The sequence below is a fragment of the Streptomyces sp. NPDC043746 genome (assembly GCF_056436485.1).
Map to the genome: position 1 here is coordinate 106363 of NZ_JBWKCM010000014.1, position 17158 is coordinate 123520.

Annotated in this window: 14 protein-coding genes and 3 tRNA genes; 8 read left to right on the forward strand and 9 right to left on the reverse strand. The window is 73.0% G+C overall.

All coding sequences use genetic code 11. From position 1 onward, the window contains the following. Nucleotides 1–22: 22 nt before the first annotated feature. From AC0682_RS17385 to AC0682_RS17405, 5 genes are all read left to right on the forward strand, one after another. Nucleotides 23–2233 (forward strand): DNA polymerase III subunit gamma and tau, encoded by a 2211-nt coding sequence (locus AC0682_RS17385; protein ID WP_478533697.1) that lies wholly within the window; start codon nt 23–25, stop codon nt 2231–2233. A gap of 106 nt (nt 2234–2339) precedes the next feature. Continuing rightward, complete coding sequence (gene purD / locus AC0682_RS17390) at nt 2340–3590, forward strand: phosphoribosylamine--glycine ligase (RefSeq protein ID WP_478533698.1); 1251 nt, start codon at nt 2340–2342, stop codon at nt 3588–3590. A 360-nt stretch (nt 3591–3950) separates the two neighbouring features. After that, complete coding sequence (locus AC0682_RS17395) at nt 3951–5717, forward strand: hypothetical protein (protein WP_478533699.1); 1767 nt, start codon at nt 3951–3953, stop codon at nt 5715–5717. 268 nt (nt 5718–5985) lie between these two features. Then, nucleotides 5986–7440, forward strand: a complete 1455-nt coding sequence (locus AC0682_RS17400; protein ID WP_254812073.1) for a N,N-dimethylformamidase beta subunit family domain-containing protein — start codon at nt 5986–5988, stop codon at nt 7438–7440. 96 nt (nt 7441–7536) lie between these two features. Then, complete coding sequence (locus tag AC0682_RS17405; RefSeq protein ID WP_254812072.1) at nt 7537–8451, forward strand: phosphoribosylaminoimidazolesuccinocarboxamide synthase; 915 nt, start codon at nt 7537–7539, stop codon at nt 8449–8451. A gap of 58 nt (nt 8452–8509) precedes the next feature. Here AC0682_RS17405 and AC0682_RS17410 read toward each other — a convergent pair. The 9 genes from AC0682_RS17410 to AC0682_RS17450 form a co-directional block, all read right to left on the reverse strand. Next, nucleotides 8510–8582, reverse strand: a tRNA-Gly gene (locus AC0682_RS17410). Between the two features lie 23 nt (nt 8583–8605). Next, on the reverse strand, nt 8606–9253 hold the full coding sequence (locus AC0682_RS17415; protein WP_478533701.1) for a response regulator: 648 nt from the start codon (nt 9251–9253) through the stop codon (nt 8606–8608). Continuing rightward, on the reverse strand, nt 9250–9396 hold the full coding sequence (locus AC0682_RS17420; RefSeq protein WP_478533702.1) for a hypothetical protein: 147 nt from the start codon (nt 9394–9396) through the stop codon (nt 9250–9252). The genes AC0682_RS17415 and AC0682_RS17420 overlap by 4 nt, the downstream gene beginning before the upstream one ends. Continuing rightward, nucleotides 9393–10718 (reverse strand): sensor histidine kinase, encoded by a 1326-nt coding sequence (locus AC0682_RS17425; protein ID WP_478533703.1) that lies wholly within the window; start codon nt 10716–10718, stop codon nt 9393–9395. The genes AC0682_RS17420 and AC0682_RS17425 overlap by 4 nt, the downstream gene beginning before the upstream one ends. A 79-nt stretch (nt 10719–10797) precedes the next feature. Further along, the gene (locus tag AC0682_RS17430; protein WP_478533705.1) at nt 10798–11622 is read right to left on the reverse strand and encodes an ABC transporter permease; all 825 of its coding nucleotides are present in this window, start codon (nt 11620–11622) and stop codon (nt 10798–10800) included. Then, nucleotides 11619–12665 carry an ABC transporter ATP-binding protein gene (locus AC0682_RS17435; protein ID WP_478533706.1) on the reverse strand — a complete coding sequence of 349 codons (1047 nt, stop codon included), beginning with the start codon at nt 12663–12665 and terminating at the stop codon, nt 11619–11621. Before AC0682_RS17435 ends, AC0682_RS17430 begins: the two co-directional genes overlap by 4 nt. A 133-nt stretch (nt 12666–12798) precedes the next feature. Beyond that, nucleotides 12799–12874 (reverse strand) — tRNA-Gly (locus AC0682_RS17440). A gap of 79 nt (nt 12875–12953) precedes the next feature. Beyond that, nucleotides 12954–13025, reverse strand: a tRNA-Gly gene (locus AC0682_RS17445). A 167-nt stretch (nt 13026–13192) separates the two neighbouring features. Then, nucleotides 13193–13528 (reverse strand): histone-like nucleoid-structuring protein Lsr2, encoded by a 336-nt coding sequence (locus tag AC0682_RS17450; RefSeq protein WP_254812071.1) that lies wholly within the window; start codon nt 13526–13528, stop codon nt 13193–13195. Nucleotides 13529–13969: 441 nt separating this feature from the next. On the opposite strand from AC0682_RS17450, the gene purS reads away from it, so the two are divergent. From purS to purL, 3 genes are read left to right on the forward strand one after another with little or no spacing between them, the layout of a single operon-like run. Beyond that, a complete protein-coding gene (purS, locus tag AC0682_RS17455) occupies nt 13970–14221 on the forward strand; it encodes a phosphoribosylformylglycinamidine synthase subunit PurS (protein WP_145798409.1) in 252 nt (83 codons plus the stop codon). Then, nucleotides 14218–14898, forward strand: a complete 681-nt coding sequence (gene purQ / locus AC0682_RS17460) for a phosphoribosylformylglycinamidine synthase subunit PurQ (protein ID WP_254812070.1) — start codon at nt 14218–14220, stop codon at nt 14896–14898. Before purS ends, purQ begins: the two co-directional genes overlap by 4 nt. Then, the gene (purL, locus tag AC0682_RS17465) at nt 14895–17144 is read left to right on the forward strand and encodes a phosphoribosylformylglycinamidine synthase subunit PurL (RefSeq protein WP_478533708.1); all 2250 of its coding nucleotides are present in this window, start codon (nt 14895–14897) and stop codon (nt 17142–17144) included. Before purQ ends, purL begins: the two co-directional genes overlap by 4 nt. Nucleotides 17145–17158 lie beyond the last annotated feature (14 nt).

Sequence of the window (17158 nt, forward strand, 5' to 3'; positions counted from 1 at the left end):
GCGCCCCGATAACCTCGTAGATGTGTCGTCCCTTGCGCTGTACCGCCGCTACCGCCCCGAGTCGTTCGCCGAGGTCATCGGTCAGGAGCATGTCACTGACCCGCTCCAGCAGGCCCTGCGGAACAACCGGGTCAATCACGCGTACCTGTTCAGTGGGCCGCGCGGCTGTGGAAAGACGACCAGTGCGCGCATCCTCGCCCGCTGTCTGAACTGCGAGCAGGGACCCACGCCGACCCCGTGCGGGGAGTGCCAGTCGTGCCGGGACCTCGCGCGGAACGGGCCGGGGTCCATCGACGTCATCGAGATCGACGCCGCCTCGCACGGTGGTGTGGACGACGCCCGTGACCTGCGCGAGAAGGCGTTCTTCGGGCCCGCCTCCAGCCGTTACAAGATCTACATCATCGACGAGGCCCACATGGTCACCCCGGCGGGGTTCAACGCCCTGCTGAAGGTGGTCGAGGAGCCGCCGGAGCACCTCAAGTTCATCTTCGCGACCACCGAGCCCGAGAAGGTCATCGGGACGATCCGGTCGCGTACGCACCACTACCCGTTCCGGCTGGTGCCCCCCGGGACCCTGCGCAGCTATCTCGCCGATGTGTGCGGGCGGGAGAACAGCCCCGTCGAGGACGGCGTCCTGCCGCTCGTCGTGCGGGCCGGAGCCGGGTCAGTGCGTGACTCCATGTCCGTCATGGACCAGCTGCTCGCCGGTGCGGGCGACGACGGCGTGACCTACGCCATGGCGACCGCCCTCCTCGGCTACACGGACGGCTCGCTCCTCGACTCGATCATCGACGCCTTCGCCGCCGGTGACGGGGCCGCCGCCTTCGAGGTCGTCGACCGGGTCATCGAGGGCGGCAACGACCCCCGCCGGTTCGTGGCGGACCTCCTGGAGCGGCTGCGCGATCTGGTGATCCTCGCCGCCGTGCCCGACGCCGGTGAGAAGGGGCTCATCGACGCCCCCGCCGATGTCGTCGAGCGCATGCAGGCCCAGGCCTCCGTCTTCGGTGCGGCCGAGTTGAGCCGCGCCGCCGACCTGGTCAACGAGGGGCTCACCGAGATGCGCGGCGCCACCTCGCCCCGCCTCCAGGTGGAGCTGATCTGCGCCCGGGTCCTGCTTCCGGCCGCCTTCGACGACGAGCGGTCGATGCAGGCCCGGCTCGACCGGCTGGAGCGCGGTGCGTCCGCCGCCGCTGCCGCCGCACTCTCCGCGCCGCCCGCCGCCGTGGCGCCGATGGGGTACGTCCCCGGGCCCGAGGCCCACGCCCCGCAGGCCGCACCCGTGGCCCCCGCGGGCCCCGAGGGCGCCCGCGGGGCCGTACGGGGCGAGGCCCCGGCCCCCGCCGCCTACGCGCCGCCCGCAGCGCCGCAGACCCACACCCCCCCGCAGCCTGCCGAGGCCCCGGCGCCCGCCCCCGCCCAGCGGCCCGGCTCGTGGCCCGCCGTGGCCGGCGGCGAGCAGGCGCCCCGGCGCCCCGGTGGCTGGCCCACCGCCTCGGCCCCCGGCGGCGGCCCGGCCGCCCCGGCGCCCGCCGCCCCCGCCGCGGCCACCCCCGCCCCCTCCGCCCCGGCCGCCCCCGCGTCGGGCCAGGACATGAGCCAAGGGGCCGGCCAGGTCCGGAGCATGTGGCCCGACATCCTGGAGGCCGTGAAGAACAAGCGCCGCTTCACCTGGATCCTGCTCAGCCAGAACGCCCAGGTGAACGGGTTCGACGGCACCACCCTCCGGCTCGGCTTCATCAACGCCGGCGCCCGGGACAACTTCGCGAGCAGCGGCAGCGAGGAGGTCCTCAAGCAGGCGCTCGCCGAGCGGTTCAACGCCCAGTGGCGCGTCGAGGCGGTCGTCGACACCTCCGGCGGCGGCTCGGCCCCCCCGGCCCCCGGCGGCGCACGCCCCCCGGCCCCGCAGTACCAGCCGGCCCCCGCGCCCTCGCCGTCCGCCCCGGCCCCGTTGGCGTACGAGGGCAACCCGGCGCACGCCCCCCAGCAGCCCCCCTCCCCGCAGGCCGCGGCCTCCTCCCCGCCGCCCCGGCAGCAGGCCCGGGACACGGCGCCGCCCGCCGCCCCGGAGCCCTCCCACGGGTACGCCTCCGAGCCACCGCGCTCCGTGGCCCCCGAGGACGACACCGCGGAGGCCGACGACCCGGATCTCGTCGACTCCGCCCTCTCCGGCCACGAGCTGATCGTCCGCGAGCTGGGCGCCACGGTGGTGGAGGAGTTCACCAACGAGCAGTAGCCGGGGCGGAGGGAGTGTTCCCGGGGGTGTCCCCGGCGGCGCTCCTCGCCGTCCACGGATCGGCGGGGGTCCGGGTCCTCGGGCCCCGGCGGCTAGGCTGCACCCCGTGAAGGTCCTCGTCATCGGCGGCGGCGCCCGCGAACACGCCCTGTGCCGCTCTCTGTCCCTCGACCCCGAGGTCACCGCTCTGTACTGCGCCCCCGGCAACGCCGGCATCGCAGAGGTGGCCGAACTGCACCCGGTCGACGCGCTCGACGGCGACGCCGTCGCGCGCCTCGCGACCGAGCTGGGCGCCGGGCTGGTGGTCGTCGGCCCGGAGGCGCCGCTCGTCGCCGGGGTCGCCGACGCCGTGCGCGCGGCCGGCATCCCGTGCTTCGGCCCCTCCGGCGAAGCCGCGCGGCTGGAAGGCTCCAAGGCGTTCGCCAAGGACGTCATGGCGGGCGCCGGGGTCCCCACCGCCCGTAGCTACGTCTGCACCACCCCCGCCGAGATCGACGAGGCCCTCGACGCCTTCGGTGCCCCCTACGTCGTCAAGGACGACGGCCTCGCGGCGGGCAAGGGCGTCGTCGTCACCGAGGACGTCGAGGCGGCCCGCGCCCACGCGCTCTCCTGCGACCGTGTGGTCATCGAGGAGTTCCTCGACGGCCCCGAGGTCAGCCTCTTCGCCATCACCGACGGCACCACCGTGCTGCCGCTCCAGCCCGCCCAGGACTTCAAGCGCGCGCTGGACGGCGACGAGGGCCCGAACACCGGCGGCATGGGCGCCTACTCCCCGCTCCCGTGGGCGGACCCCAAGCTGGTCGACGAGGTCCTCGAAACCGTCCTCCAGCCGACCGTCGACGAGCTGCGCCGCCGGGGCACGCCCTTCTCCGGGCTGCTCTACGCGGGCCTCGCCATCACCTCGCGCGGGGTCCGGGTCATCGAGTTCAACGCGCGGTTCGGCGACCCGGAGACCCAGGTCGTGCTGGCCCGGCTCAAGACCCCGCTCGCCGGTGTCCTGCTCGCCTCCGCCGAAGGCGCCCTGGACCAGCTCCCGCCGCTGAAGTGGCGCGACGACGCGGCGGTCACCGTCGTGATCGCCTCGCACAACTACCCGGGCACCCCCCGCACCGGCGACCCGATCGACGGGCTCGCGGAGGTCGCGGCGCAGGATGCCCCCGACGCGTACGTCCTGCACGCCGGGACCCGCGCCGAGGGCGACGCGGTCCTCAGCGCGGGCGGCCGGGTCCTCTCGGTGACCGCGACGGGCAAGGACCTCGCAGCGGCCCGTGAGCGCGCCTACACCGCCCTCGGCCGCATCCGCCTGGACGGCTCTCAGCACCGGACGGACATCGCCCTGAAGGCCGCCGGAGGCTGATCCCTCACGCACCGCCCGCGCAGCCCCTCGCGCCGTCCCGCACGCCACCGGCGTACGCGGGCGGCCCGGGGGGCTGTCCGCGTACGCACCACGGCTCCCGGACCTAGCCCTCTACGCCCGCCCCGCCCCGCGCCCTCCCTGCCCCGGCCCTGCCCTATGGGCGCGGACACGTCAGCAGCTTTGCCCAAAGCCATTCCATCGGGTGACGACTGGGCCAGACGGATGACGCCCGCCGAGGCCCCAACTAGGGTGCGGCGCAAGCGTTCCGGCACTTGGCCCACCGGCATTGCGATGTCGGTGACGGGTGCCACAGTGGTGGAGTGAACAACCGTCGCGGGGCAGAGGGGGTGACATCCGGCCGTGTCCGGTATCGACGTGGGTGAGGAGCTGGGTGCGCGGGCCGCACAGGCCCGAGCGCTCGCCCTGCTGCGGATCCGCGGCAGGGCGTTGGCCGTGGTGATCACGCCCGCGGCCGTGGCCGTCGTGCTGTTCGCCGCGGGCGCGCAGGGGTATCTCGGCGGGCCCGTCTGGGACGGTGTGCGCTGGGTGGCGGCCGCTGTCGCCGTCGTGGTGCTGCTGGTGGCCGCCGCCGTCGCGGTCTCCGTCGCGCGGGCCCGGCCCGCCGTGAGCCCGACCGTCCCCGTGGCGGAGGAGGGCGCCCCCGATCTCTACCGGCTGGTCCGGGACCTGGCCGAACGGCTCGGCGTCCCCGCGCCTTCCGCCATAGCCCTGACCCCGGACTGCGACAGCTGGCTGGAGGACCGCACCCACCGTACGCGCCGCGCGCATCGCCCCCACAGGAGGCGGCCGAAAGCCCCGCCCGGAGGCCAGTGGGAAGCCGACACCTGGTCGGAAGCCGGGACCCGGTCGGGAGCCGGAGCTACGCCGGGGCCCCGGGGCCGTGCGGCCCAGGAGACCGCCCCCGCGCCCGTCCTCGTCATCGGCTCGCCCTTCCTCTGGTGGATGCGGGTCGCCGAGCTGCGCGCCGTCCTCGCCCCCGTCGTCGCGGGCACCGGGTCCTCCGCGCACCCCGACATAGCCGCCGCCCGCCGCTTCGTCCGCGGTCTGGACGCCGCCGTGGCCGATGCCGCCGCCCCTGGCAAGGGGCCCCTCCGCGCCGCCCCGGCCGCCTTCACCGGCTGGGTCGCCCGGCTGCTGCTGCGCGCGTGCCGGGAGCATGCCGCCGAGATGGAGCGGTGCGTGGCGGTCACCGCGTCGATGCGTGCCCAGGACGTCGACTACGCGCTCCGCATCGCCGCCCAGGAGCAGGTCGGCCTGGCCTACGCCGGCTGGGACCGGCTGCTGACCCGGGTCGCGCTGCCCGCCTGGCGGATGGGCCGCTGGCCCTCCCGGCTGGACGCCGGGGTGGTCTCCGCCCTCACCGAGCTCTCCCGCAGGGACCGGCTGGCCGACGGCTTCACCTCGCGCCTCGGTGAGCGCCCCGCCTGCGACCTGCTCGAAGAGCCCGGCGTGGCCGACGAGGCCACCTCCCTGCTCGCCGCCCGGCTCTTCCACGGCGGCCCGGCGGAGAGCGGTCCGGACTGGGCCCCGGTGGACTGGCAGCAGTATCCGGAAGAGGTCGTCGACCGGAAGTGGCGTACGGAGGCGGCCCGGCTGCACCGGGTGCTCGACGCGATGGGCGTGCCCCCGGCCTCCGTCGCCGACCCGGCCGTACCCACCCTCGCCCGGGTCATGGAGCACCTGGCCGGCCCCGGCGAGCCGGGGGAGGAGCTGGCCGCCGGTATCGGGGCGGCGGTCGCCCGCGACGACGCCCGGGCCCCCGTGTCCGGCCCGGCCCCGCAGACGGGGGTCGGCGCGGGACCGGACGCGCTCGACGTCTGGGGCCCCGACCCGCTCCCCCTCTTCCCGCTCCAGCCTCCGCGTACGGGCACCGAGCTGCTGGCCGACCACGTCGCGGCCATGGTCTGCTGCGCGGCCGTGGACACGGCGGGCGCGGCCCCCGGGCTCGACTGGCTGGACGGTCCCGCGCTGCTCGTCGACGGCGAACGCCGGGCGGACCTCGCGACGCCGGTCCTCAGCCTGGTCGAGGACGGCGACCCGGACCCGCTGCGGTCCTGGCTGGCCGAGGTGGGCGTGCGCTCCGACAAGCCGGTGCGGTTGGTCTGAGCCTTGGTGGCAGCCCGGTCGCGGCCCTCACGAGCGAGGCGGCCGGGACGGGCACCGGCAGCCCGTACGAGCCGGGGCAGCCCGTACGAGGCCGGGGCAGTCGGCACCGGCCCGGAGGCAGTCGGCGGAAAGGTCGGAAGGAAAGGTTCCGTTCACGTCAATTAGCGACGAAGGGTGACGTAGCGCGTGCGTTATGTGATGTGCTGGGGATCGGCGCTGACATCGTGCGCACAGGAGTTGTCCGGGGGACCCGAGGGAGGGGCGCGGCATGGGGGCGGAGCAGATTCGCCGGTGGGAGTCGGGCGCCCTCGCGCACGCGGTGAGCGACCCCTTCGGTCAGGGCCCGCTGCCCTGGCTGCGCGGCAGTGAGAACTACTTCGACGACACCGGCCAGGTCGTCCCCTGGTACGCGGACCTCGCCCGTTCCACCGGCGGTGGCACCCGTACCGCCGACGACGTCCACCGCCAGATCAAGGGCTTCGTCTCGCCCGGAGCGGCCGCCCCCGGCGAGGCCATCGACTTCCACATCACCGTGGACCCGCCCCAGCAGTTCTCCGTCGACGTCTACCGGATCGGTCACTACGGCGGCGACGGCGCGGCCAAGATCACCACCAGCCCGCGCCTCTCCGGTATCGTCCAGCCGCCGCCGCTGGCCGCCGACCGGACCGTCTCCTGCCACCACTGGTGGATGTCCTGGCGGCTCCAGATCCCGAGCCACTGGTCGGTCGGCGCGTACGTGGCCGTGCTGACCACCGCCGACGGGTACCGCTCGCACATCCCCTTCACCGTCCGCCACGACCACCCCGCCGATCTGCTGCTCCTGCTCCCCGACATCACCTGGCAGGCGTACAACCTCTACCCGGAGGACGGCCGCACCGGCGCCAGCCTCTACCACGCGTGGGACGAGCGGGGGCGGCTGCTGGGCGAGGAGGACGCGGCCGTCACGATCTCCTTCGACCGCCCGTACGCCGGGGCCGGACTGCCCCTGCACGTGGGGCACGCCTACGACTTCATCCGCTGGGCCGAGCGGTACGGCTACGATCTCGCCTACGCCGACGCCCGCGATCTGCACGCCGGGCGGATCGACCCCAGCCGCTACCGGGGCCTGGTCTTCCCCGGCCACGACGAGTACTGGACCGCCCCCATGCGCCGGGCCGCCGAGCGCGCCCGCGACGGCGGCACCTCGCTCGTCTTCCTCTCCGCCAACACCATGTACTGGCAGGTGGGCCTCGCCCCCTCGGCTTCCGGCGAGCCGGACCGGCTGCTGACCTGCCGCAAGCGCCGGGGCCCCGGGAAGTCCGCCCTCTGGCGCGAGGTGGACCGGCCCGAGCAGCAGCTCCTGGGCATCCAGTACGCGGGCCGGGTGCCCGAGCCCAGCCCGCTGGTGGTGCGCAACGCCGAGCACTGGCTCTGGGACGCCACGGGCGCGGCCGACGGCGACGAGATCGAGGGCCTGGTCGCCGGTGAGGCCGACCGCTACTTCCCCCGTACGAGCCTGCCGGAGCACGACAGCCGCATCCTGCTCGCCCACTCCCCGTACCAGGACTCCGAAGGCGCCACCCGCCACCAGGAGACCTCGCTCTACCAGGCCCCCTCCGGCGCGCTCGTCTTCGCCTCCGGCACCTTCGCCTGGTCCCCTGCGCTGGACCGCCCCGGCCACGTCGACGCCCGCATCCAGCAGGCCACGGCCAACCTTCTCGACCGCATCTGCAAGCGGGACTGAAGCGCGGCCGGGCGTGTTCACGGCCCCGCTCCCGTACCCGCCGCCTCCGTACGGGACAATCGGAACCGCTCCTGGATCAATCTACGCGGAGGCACCGTGTCCGGTTTTGTAGAAAAGCCCGAGCCCGTACAGGTTCCGGGCCTCACCCACCTGCACACCGGCAAGGTGCGTGACCTGTACCGGAACGAGGCGGGCGACCTCGTCATGGTCGCCAGCGACCGTATGTCCGCCTACGACTGGGTTCTGCCGACCGAGATCCCCGACAAGGGCCGCGTCCTCACCAGGCTCTCGCTCTGGTGGTTCGACCAGCTGGCCGACCTGGTCCCCAACCACGTGCTCTCCACCGAGCTGCCGCCCGGCGCCCCGGCGGAGTGGGAGGGCCGCACCCTCGTCTGCAAGAACCTGCGCATGGTCCCGGTCGAGTGCGTGGCGCGCGGCTATCTCACCGGCTCCGGACTCGTCGAGTACAACGACTCCCGTACGGTCTGCGGCATCGGCCTACCCGAGGGCCTGCTCGACGGCTCCGAGCTGCCCGGCCCGATCTTCACCCCGGCCACCAAGGCGGCCGTCGGGGACCACGACGAGAACGTCTCCTACGAGGAGGTCGCCCACCAGGTCGGCGTGGAGACCGCCGCCGAGCTGCGCCGGACCACGCTCGACGTCTACCGCCGCGCCCGGGACATCGCCCATCAGCGGGGGATCATCCTGGCCGACACCAAGTTCGAGTTCGGCTACGAGACCACCGAGGACGGCGGCGAGCGGCTGATCATCGCGGACGAGGTGCTGACGCCCGACTCCTCGCGCTTCTGGCCCGCCGCCACCTGGCAGCCCGGCCGCGCGCAGCCCTCGTACGACAAGCAGTTCGTCCGCGACTGGCTGACCTCCCCGGCCTCCGGCTGGGACCGCGCGAGCGAGACGCCGCCGCCGGCGCTCCCGCAGGAGATCGTGGACGCGACCCGCGCCAAGTACATCGAGGCGTACGAGGTGCTGACCGGCTCCAACTGGTCCTAGGGGCAGGCGGATACGGCGAAGGCCCCGGTCCAGGTGGACCGGGGCCTTCGCTTTCCGGAGCGGACGACCAGGTTCGAACTGGCGACCTCAACCTTGGCAAGGTTGCGCTCTACCAACTGAGCTACGTCCGCAGTGCGCCTCGGCGCGGTGCCTACTATACCCAACCTCGCTCGCGGGCGAGACGCACCGCCGTGTGCCGGTTCTCCGCACCGATCTTGGAGGCGGCCGAGGAGAGGTAGTTGCGGACCGTGCCCGGCGAGAGCGAGGCCCGCTCCGCGATCTCCGCGACCGGCGCCCCGTCCGCCGCCAGTTCGAGCACCTCGGCCTCCCGTGCGGTCAGCGGGGAGTCCCCGGCGGCGATGGCGTCGGCCGCCAACTCCGGGTCCACATAACGATGTCCGGCGTGGACGGTGCGGATGATCTCGGCGAGCCGACGGGCGCTGACGGTCTTCGGGACGAAGCCGCGCACACCGGCGGCCAGCGCCCGCTTGAGGTGCCCGGGGCGGCCGTGGCTGGTCACGATCATGGTGCGGCAGTCGGGGAGTTCGGCGCGGAGCGATGTGGCGACCTTCACACCGTCCGCGCCCGGCATCTGGAGATCGAGGACGGCGACATCGGGCCGGTGCGCGAGGGCCATCGCGAGCGCCTCCGGGCCGCTCGCCGCCTCCGCGACGACCGCGAGGTCGTCCTCCAGGGCGAGCAGCGCGGCCAGGGCGCCCCGGATCAGGTGCTCGTCGTCGGCGAGCAGCACCCGCAGGGGCCGGCCGGAGTCCTCGGTGGTCATGTCTCCCTCGGCGGTCATCCTCTTCCCTCCGGGAGGGCGGTACGGGTGCGGACGGTACGGGTGGGGGGCGTCGGCTCCGCGGCGGGGCGGGCCGGGAGGGAGGCGGCACGGGCGGTGGCCGTCGGCCCGCCCGGGAAGCAGGCGGCAGGGAGGGCGGTCATCGGCCCTCCGCCGAAAGGACCGCGGAGGAGGGGCGCCCGCCCGGGGCCGTGAGCGGGACCGTCGCCGTGACGCGGAACAGGCCGTCGCCGGTCGGCCCGGCCTCCAGCGCACCGCCCAGGGCCGCCAGCCGCTCCCGCAGCCCGGCCAGGCCGGAGCCGCCACCGGGCGCCCCGAAGCCCCTGCGGAGCGCACTGGAACCGTCCCCGCCCGGTGCGCCCGCCCCGGGACCGGCCCCGTCGTTCTCGACCTCCAGCACCACCGCGCCCGGCGTCGTCGTCAGCCGGATCACGCAGGCCCGGGGGTCGCCGTGGCGCAGGACGTTGGTCGCCGCCTCGCGGACCACCCAGCCCAGGGCCGCCTGGACCGCCGGGGGCGCGACGATCTTCGCCGGCCCGTCGGCGCCCTGCACGGTGCAGCTGATCCCGGCGGCCTCCAACACGCCCTGGGCGCCCAGGAGTTCGGTGGGCAGGTCGGCCTCGCGGTAGCCCCGTACGACATCGCGCACCTCCTGCTGCGAGGCGCGGGCGATCCGCTGCACCTCGACCATCTGGTCCACGGCCGCCGCGCTCCCGCGCTGGGCCAGCTCCACGGCCAGCTCGCTCTTGAGCGCGATCACCGCCAGGTTCCGGCCCAGCACGTCGTGCATGTCCCGGCCGAACCGCAGCCGCTCCTCCGCCACCGCCAGCCGTGCCTGCGTGTCCCGCGCCTCCTCCGCCTGCCACATCACCGTCAGGCTCCAGGCGCTCGGCCGAGTCGAGACGAGCACCAGCAGGACGACGACGAACAGCGAGAGGGCCGCCCCGAGCAGCATGCCGCCAGGTGTCCCGACGGCCGCCAGGAGACCCGTCACGACCACCGCGAAGGCCGCGCAGTGGAGCAGGTACGTCCGGAGGGGGACGAGCAGTACGTAGGGCACCGTGAACGCCAGGGGCAGGTCCAGCACCAGCAGGGAGAGCCCCGCGTCGTCGACGCCGCCCACCGCCGCCAGGGCCACCAGCAGGCCGGTCAGCACCGCCAGCAGCACCGCCGGGAGCCGCAGCCGGCGCGGCGGGAAGGGCTCCGCGCCCCGGTAGTGGGCGAAGGCGGGTGCCACATTGCGGTTGCTCAGCACGCTCTGGAAGGCGTTCACGGCGAGGAACGCCGCGCCGAGGGCCATGGCCCCCGGGCCCTGGTCCAGGGTCGCGCCGAGCGGCAGCAGGCCCCAGGAGAGCAGGAAGGCCCAGGGGAGCGTGCAGAGCGTGACCTGTGTGTAGAGGTCGATGCGCTGGAGCCTGGTCCGCTCCTGCCACCCGCGCCGCCAGCCCCGTATCCGACCGATCACCTTGTCCAACCCCTTCGCCCCGTCCCCGTGGGGAGTCTCCGTGCCGCTCAGCCGCTCCCCGTCGGGGCTTCGTGCCGCCTCAGCCGCGCGGGTCCCAGCGGAACCACCGCTGCACAGCAAACACCGCGAACCCGGTCCAGGCCAGCGCCGTCATCCCGGCCGCGAGCAGGTCGCCGGTCTCCGCGTTGCCGAGCCAGCCGTGCCGTACGAGGGTCATCACCCCGGTCAGCGGCAGCAGTTCGAACGCCGAGGCCAGCCGGTCCGGGAAGACGTCGAGCGGCAGCAGGATCCCGGAGCCGAAGAGCGAGACGAAGAACAGCGGCAACGTGGTGAGCTGCGAGGTCTGCACCGTACGGGTCATCGCGGAGGTCGCGGCGGCCAGTGCGGACATCATCACGAAGCCCGCCGCCAGACCCACCAGGAACAGCTCCGGCCGCTTCGGGGCCGTCAGATCGAAGGCGATCGCCCCGACCACGACCAGCAGCACGCACTGGAGGAGCGCGAGCGCGACGGAGGGCAGGGCGGTGGCGGTGAGGATCTCGCGGTCGGTGACCTCGCCGGTGCGAAGCCGCTTGAGGACCAGCTCCTCGCGCCGGGCGACGTAACCGGTGACGAGGTTCATGTAGACCACCTGGACGAGCACGATGCCGATCCCGCCGGTGAGGGCGGCGCCCGCGACGGAGAGGCCGGTGCCGGCGAGGTCGACCTGCTGGAGCGAGGCCCGGATCGAGAGGATCATCACGACCGGCAGCACCAGGGCCACGAAGACCGCGGACCGGTTGCGGACCAGCAGGAGCAGCTCGGCGCGGGCGAGGGCGGCAAGCCGCCGCCCGGAGGCGGAGGCCTTCGTGGAGGGGCGGCGAGGGGCCGTGCGGTCGTCCGCGAGGACGGTGGGCGTGGTCATGCTGTCACCTTCTTCGTCTTGTCCTGGGTCCTGTCCGAAAACCGGCTCCTGCCCGAGGACCGGCTGCCGGCGTCGCGCGGGTCCTCGGAGCGGGGGCGGAGCTGGGTGTTGGCGATCTGGAGGAACGCCTCCTCCAGGGAGGCGGAGCGGGCGTCGAGCCCGATCAGACGGACGCCCGACTCCCGGGCCCAGCCGAGCAGTTCGTGCAGCGACTCCTGGAGCGCGGCGGTACGGATCTCGACCCGCCGCCCGTCCGCGCCCGCCCGCAGTGCGAGCGGAAGGCGCCCTGCCGCTACGTCGTCGGGCAGCGTGAACCGGATCCTGGCGGGCTGCGACGCCGTGACCTCGGCGGTGGTCCCGGCCGTCACGATCTGCCCCTGGTGCATGATCGCCAGCCGGTCCGCGAGCGCCTCGGCCTCCTCCAGGTAGTGCGTGGTCAGCAGGACGGTCGTGCCGGACTCACGGAGTGCCCGGATCAGCTCCCAGGTGTCGCGCCGCCCCTCCGCGTCCAGCCCCGTCGTCGGCTCGTCCAGGAAGAGCACCTCGGGCCGCGAGGTCAAAGCCAGCGCCAGGTCCAGGCGCCGCTTCTCCCCGCCGGAGAGCTGCTTGACCCGCACCCGGGCCCGGCCGCCCAGGCCGACCATCTCCAGGGCCTCGGCGGCGGGCCGGGCGCCGGTGGTGCACGCCGACCACATCCGCGCGGTCTCCAGGACGGTGAGGTCGGAGGGGAAGCCGCCCTCCTGGAGCATCACCCCGGTCCGGGGCCGGACGGCGGCACGCTCGCGGTACGGGTCGTGGCCCAGGACCCTGATCGTCCCGGCGGTCGGTAGGGCCAGGCCCTCCAGGAGTTCGACGGTGGAGGTCTTGCCCGCGCCGTTCGTCCCGAGGAGGGCGAAGAGTTCGCCGCGGGCCACGGAGAAGGAGACCCCGGAAACGGCCTCGAAGCCGTCCTGGTAGCTGCGGCGGACCCCGTCCGCCGCGATCACCGGACCGTCCGCCACGGCAGGGGCCGCCCGGTCGCTGAGAAAGTCGTCGCTGGTCATGCTCCAAGCGTTCCGCCGGAGCAGGCCCGCGAGCAGTGCGCGCTGTCACCAGTGCCCATGACAAACGTCATGGCGGGGGAGGAGCGGACACGACAGAGGCCCTGATCGAGATCGATCAGGGCCTCTGTCCTTCTGGAGCGGACGACCAGGTTCGAACTGGCGACCTCAACCTTGGCAAGGTTGCGCTCTACCAACTGAGCTACGTCCGCAGTGCGACCACTCGGCTTTCACCGGTGGGGCGATCACTACTCTACCTGATCCACCGGAGTGGCCCGAAGAGTCGTGCAGAGCGGGTGACAGGAATTGCACACTGCGCCTTCCCCCTGGAAGGGGGATGTTCTGCTACTGAACTACACCCGCACGCTGCTGGGGGTTCGGCCTTTCGGCCTCGCCCCTCGGCGTGCTCCAGACTCTATCCGACCTGCGGGGGTGGAACGCAAGTCGGCTCCCCGCGACCGGCCTGACGGGGTGTGAGGCCGGTCGCGGGGGGAGGCGGGCCCCATGCTGAACCGCTGTGGGCCCGCGCCTCACACCGCCGCGTTGAACGCCTCGTAGACCTTCTTCGGGATCCGGCCGCGGGCCGGCACCTCCATCCGGTGCGAGCGGGCCCAGGCGCGGACGGCCGCGGGGTCCGGGGCGAGGGAGGTGTGGTGGTACGAGTCGGGGGTCCTGCCGCGCTTGCTGGCATTTGTCTGCTTTCGGCCGGCCGCCATGTAAGGCGCCAGCGTCTTCCGCAGTTTCTTCGCATTGGCGGGATTGAGGTCGATCTCGTAGGTCTTGCCGTCCAGGGCGAAAGTGACTGTTTCCGCCGCTGTTCCCCCGTCGATGTCGTCGGAGAGCGTAACCACTACGCGCTGAGCCACGGATATCGGTCCTTTCCTACGGCTTCGGCGCGTCGGGCGTGCGCCGATGGGCCGGCCTTCCGGCTGCCAGGCGGATACGGATCGACGGATGTCGACTGTTCCGGTGTTCCCGGGGGCAATGCTGTTTTCCCCGGTAATCATTTGTACAGCGGTGGGCACCGCATTGTGAAGCCCAGCCAATTGCCTCCGCGTGTCCGAGCGCAATCCCGGGCGTGATTCTTTCCCAGGACTTTTCCTGCCTGTTGCCGTGACTGATATCTCGATGTGATCCACCTCGGACCCGCGCGGTCCGGGTCGGACCTGCGGGGTCGGCCGCCGTGTCCGTTCCGTCTCATATCTACCCGCGTAGAAATTTCGGGCAGGTACGCTGAGTGGACCCGCGGGGGTCTGGGGAACCCCCCGGAGAGACAGCCGCACCACACCACCACACCGGGAGTGCCAGTGGCACGCGTCGTAGTCGACGTCATGCTCAAGCCGGAGATCCTCGACCCGCAGGGACAGGCGGTGCAGCGTGCGCTGCCCCGTCTCGGCTTCGAGGGAATCGCGGACGTTCGTCAGGGAAAGCGTTTCGAGCTGGAGGTCGAGGGGCCGGTCGACGCTGCCGCCCTCGCCCGCATTAACGAGATGGCCGAGACCTTCCTCGCCAACACCGTCATCGAGGACTTCGTCGTGAAGGTGGAGGAGGAGAAGTGACCACCCGTATCGGCGTCGTCACTTTTCCCGGCACCCTCGACGATCAGGACGCCCTGCGCGCCGTCCGGATCGCGGGCGCGGAGCCCGTATCGCTCTGGCACCGCGACAAGGACCTGCACCAGGTCGACGCGGTCGTCCTGGCCGGTGGCTTCTCCTACGGGGACTACCTCCGGGCCGGAGCCATCTCGCGCTTCTCGCCGGTGATGGAGACGATCATCGAGCAGGCGAAGGCCGGTCTGCCGGTCCTCGGCATCTGCAACGGCTTCCAGATCCTGACCGAGGCGCACCTGCTGCCGGGCGCGATGCTGCGCAACAACCACCTCCACTTCATCTGCCGCGACCAGAAGCTGCGGGTGGAGAACGCGGAGACCGCCTGGAGTGCCGACTACAGCGCGGGCCAGGAGATCCGGGTCCCGCTCAAGAACATGGACGGCCGGTACACCGCCGACGAGCGCACGCTCGACGAGCTGGAGGCCGAGGGCCGGGTCGCCTTCCGCTACCTGGACGGCAACCCCAACGGCTCGCTCCGCGACATCGCGGGCATCACCAACGCGGCGGGCAACATCGTCGGGCTGATGCCGCACCCGGAGCACGCCGTGGAGCCGCTCATCGGCACCGGCCGCACCGACGGCCTCGGTTTCTTCACCTCGATCATCAAGAAGCTGGTCAACGCATGAGCCTGGATACGGTCAAGCACGCGGCCGAGACCCCGGACGCCGAGCAGCCCTGGAAGGAGCTGGGCCTCAAGGAGGACGAGTACGCCCGGATCCGCGAGATCCTGGGCCGCCGTCCCACCGGCGCCGAGCTCGCCATGTACTCGGTGATGTGGTCGGAGCACTGCTCGTACAAGAGCAGCAAGGTCCACCTCAAGCAGTTCGGCGAGAAGGTCCCCGAGAACGACGCGATGCTCGTCGGCATCGGGGAGAACGCGGGCGTCGTCGACGTCGGCCAGGGGTACGCGGTCACCTTCAAGGTCGAGTCGCACAACCACCCCTCGTACATCGAGCCCTACCAGGGCGCGGCCACCGGCATCGGCGGCATCGTCCGCGACATCCTCGCGATGGGCGCCCGACCGGTCGCGGTCGTCGACCCGCTGCGCTTCGGCGCGGCCGACCACCCCGACACCAAGCGCGTCCTGCCGGGCGTCGTCGCGGGCATCGGCGGCTACGGCAACTGCCTGGGCCTGCCCAACATCGGCGGCGAGGTCGTCTTCGACGCCTGCTACCAGGGCAACCCGCTGGTCAACGCCGGGTGCATCGGCGTGATGAAGCACGAGGACATCCACCTCGCCCAGGCATCCGGCCCCGGCAACAAGGTCATCCTCTACGGCGCCCGCACCGGCGGCGACGGCATCGGCGGCGTCTCGGTCCTCGCGTCCGAGACCTTCGACGACACCAAGCCCACCAAGCGTCCGGCAGTCCAGGTCGGCGACCCCTTCCAGGAGAAGCTCCTCATCGAGTGCACCCTGGAGATCTTCAAGGAGAAGCTGGTCGCGGGCATCCAGGACCTCGGCGGCGCCGGGCTCTCCTGCGCCACCAGCGAGCTGGCCTCCGCCGGTTCCGGCGGCATGCGCGTCGAGCTGGACACCGTCCCGCTGCGCGACGCGACGCTCTCGCCCGAGGAAATCCTCATGAGCGAGTCGCAGGAGCGCATGTGCGCGATCGTCGAGCCGCAGCACGTCGACCGCTTCCTGGAGATCTGCGAGAAGTGGGACGTCATCGCCACCGTCATCGGTGAGGTGACCGACGGCGAGCGCCTGGAGATCTTCTGGCACGGCGAGCAGATCGTGGACGTGCCCCCGGGCACCGTCGCCCACGAGGGCCCGACCTACCACCGCCCGTTCGCCCGCCCGTCCTGGCAGGACGCGCTCCAGGCGGACGACGCGGGCAGGCTGCCCCGTCCGGCGAACGCCGCCGAGCTGCGCGAGCAGGTCCTGAAGCTGGTCGCCTCCCCGAACCAGGCCTCCAAGGCGTGGATCACCGACCAGTACGACCGCTTCGTGCAGGGCAACACCGTTCTGGCGATGCCCGAGGACGCGGGCATGGTCCGCATCGACGCCGAGTCGAACCTGGGCGTGGCGCTGGCGACCGACGGCAACGGCCGGTACGCCAAGCTCGACCCGTACACCGGCGCGCAGCTCGCGCTGGCGGAGTCGTACCGCAACGTCGCCGCCTCCGGCGCCAAGCCGCTCGCCATCTCGGACTGCCTGAACTTCGGCTCCCCGGAGGACCCGGACGTCATGTGGCAGTTCGCCGAGGCCACGCGAGGTCTCGCGGACGGCTGCCTGGAGCTGGGCACCCCGGTCACCGGCGGCAACGTCTCGCTCTACAACCAGACCGGTGAGACGGCGATCCACCCGACGCCGGTCGTGGCCGTGCTCGGTGTGATCGACGACGTCACCCGCCGTACGCCGATCGCCTTCGCGGAGGAGGGCCAGCTCCTCTACCTGCTGGGCGACACCCGTGAGGAGTTCGGCGGCTCGGCCTGGTCCGAGGTCGTCCACAACCACCTCGGCGGACTGCCGCCCAAGGTCGACCTCGGCCGCGAGAAGCTGCTCGCGGAGATCCTCATCTCGGCCTCGCGCGACGGCATGATCGACGCCGCGCACGACCTGTCCGACGGCGGTCTGGTCCAGGCGGTCACCGAGTCCTGCCTGCGCGGCGGGAAGGGCGCCCGGCTGGTCGTGCCGGACGGCCTGGACGCGTTCACGTTCCTCTTCTCCGAGTCGGCGGGGCGCGCGGTCGTCGCCGTCCCGCGCAGCGAGGAGCTGCGTTTCACCGACATGTGCGGCGCGCGCGGTCTGCCCGTCGCCCGTATCGGGGTCGTGGACGGCGAGGAGATCGAGATCCAGGGCGAGTTCAGCATCCCGCTGAGCGAGCTGCGGACGGCGCACGAGGCGACGATCCCGGCGCTGCTCGCCTGAGCCCGCCTCCTGTT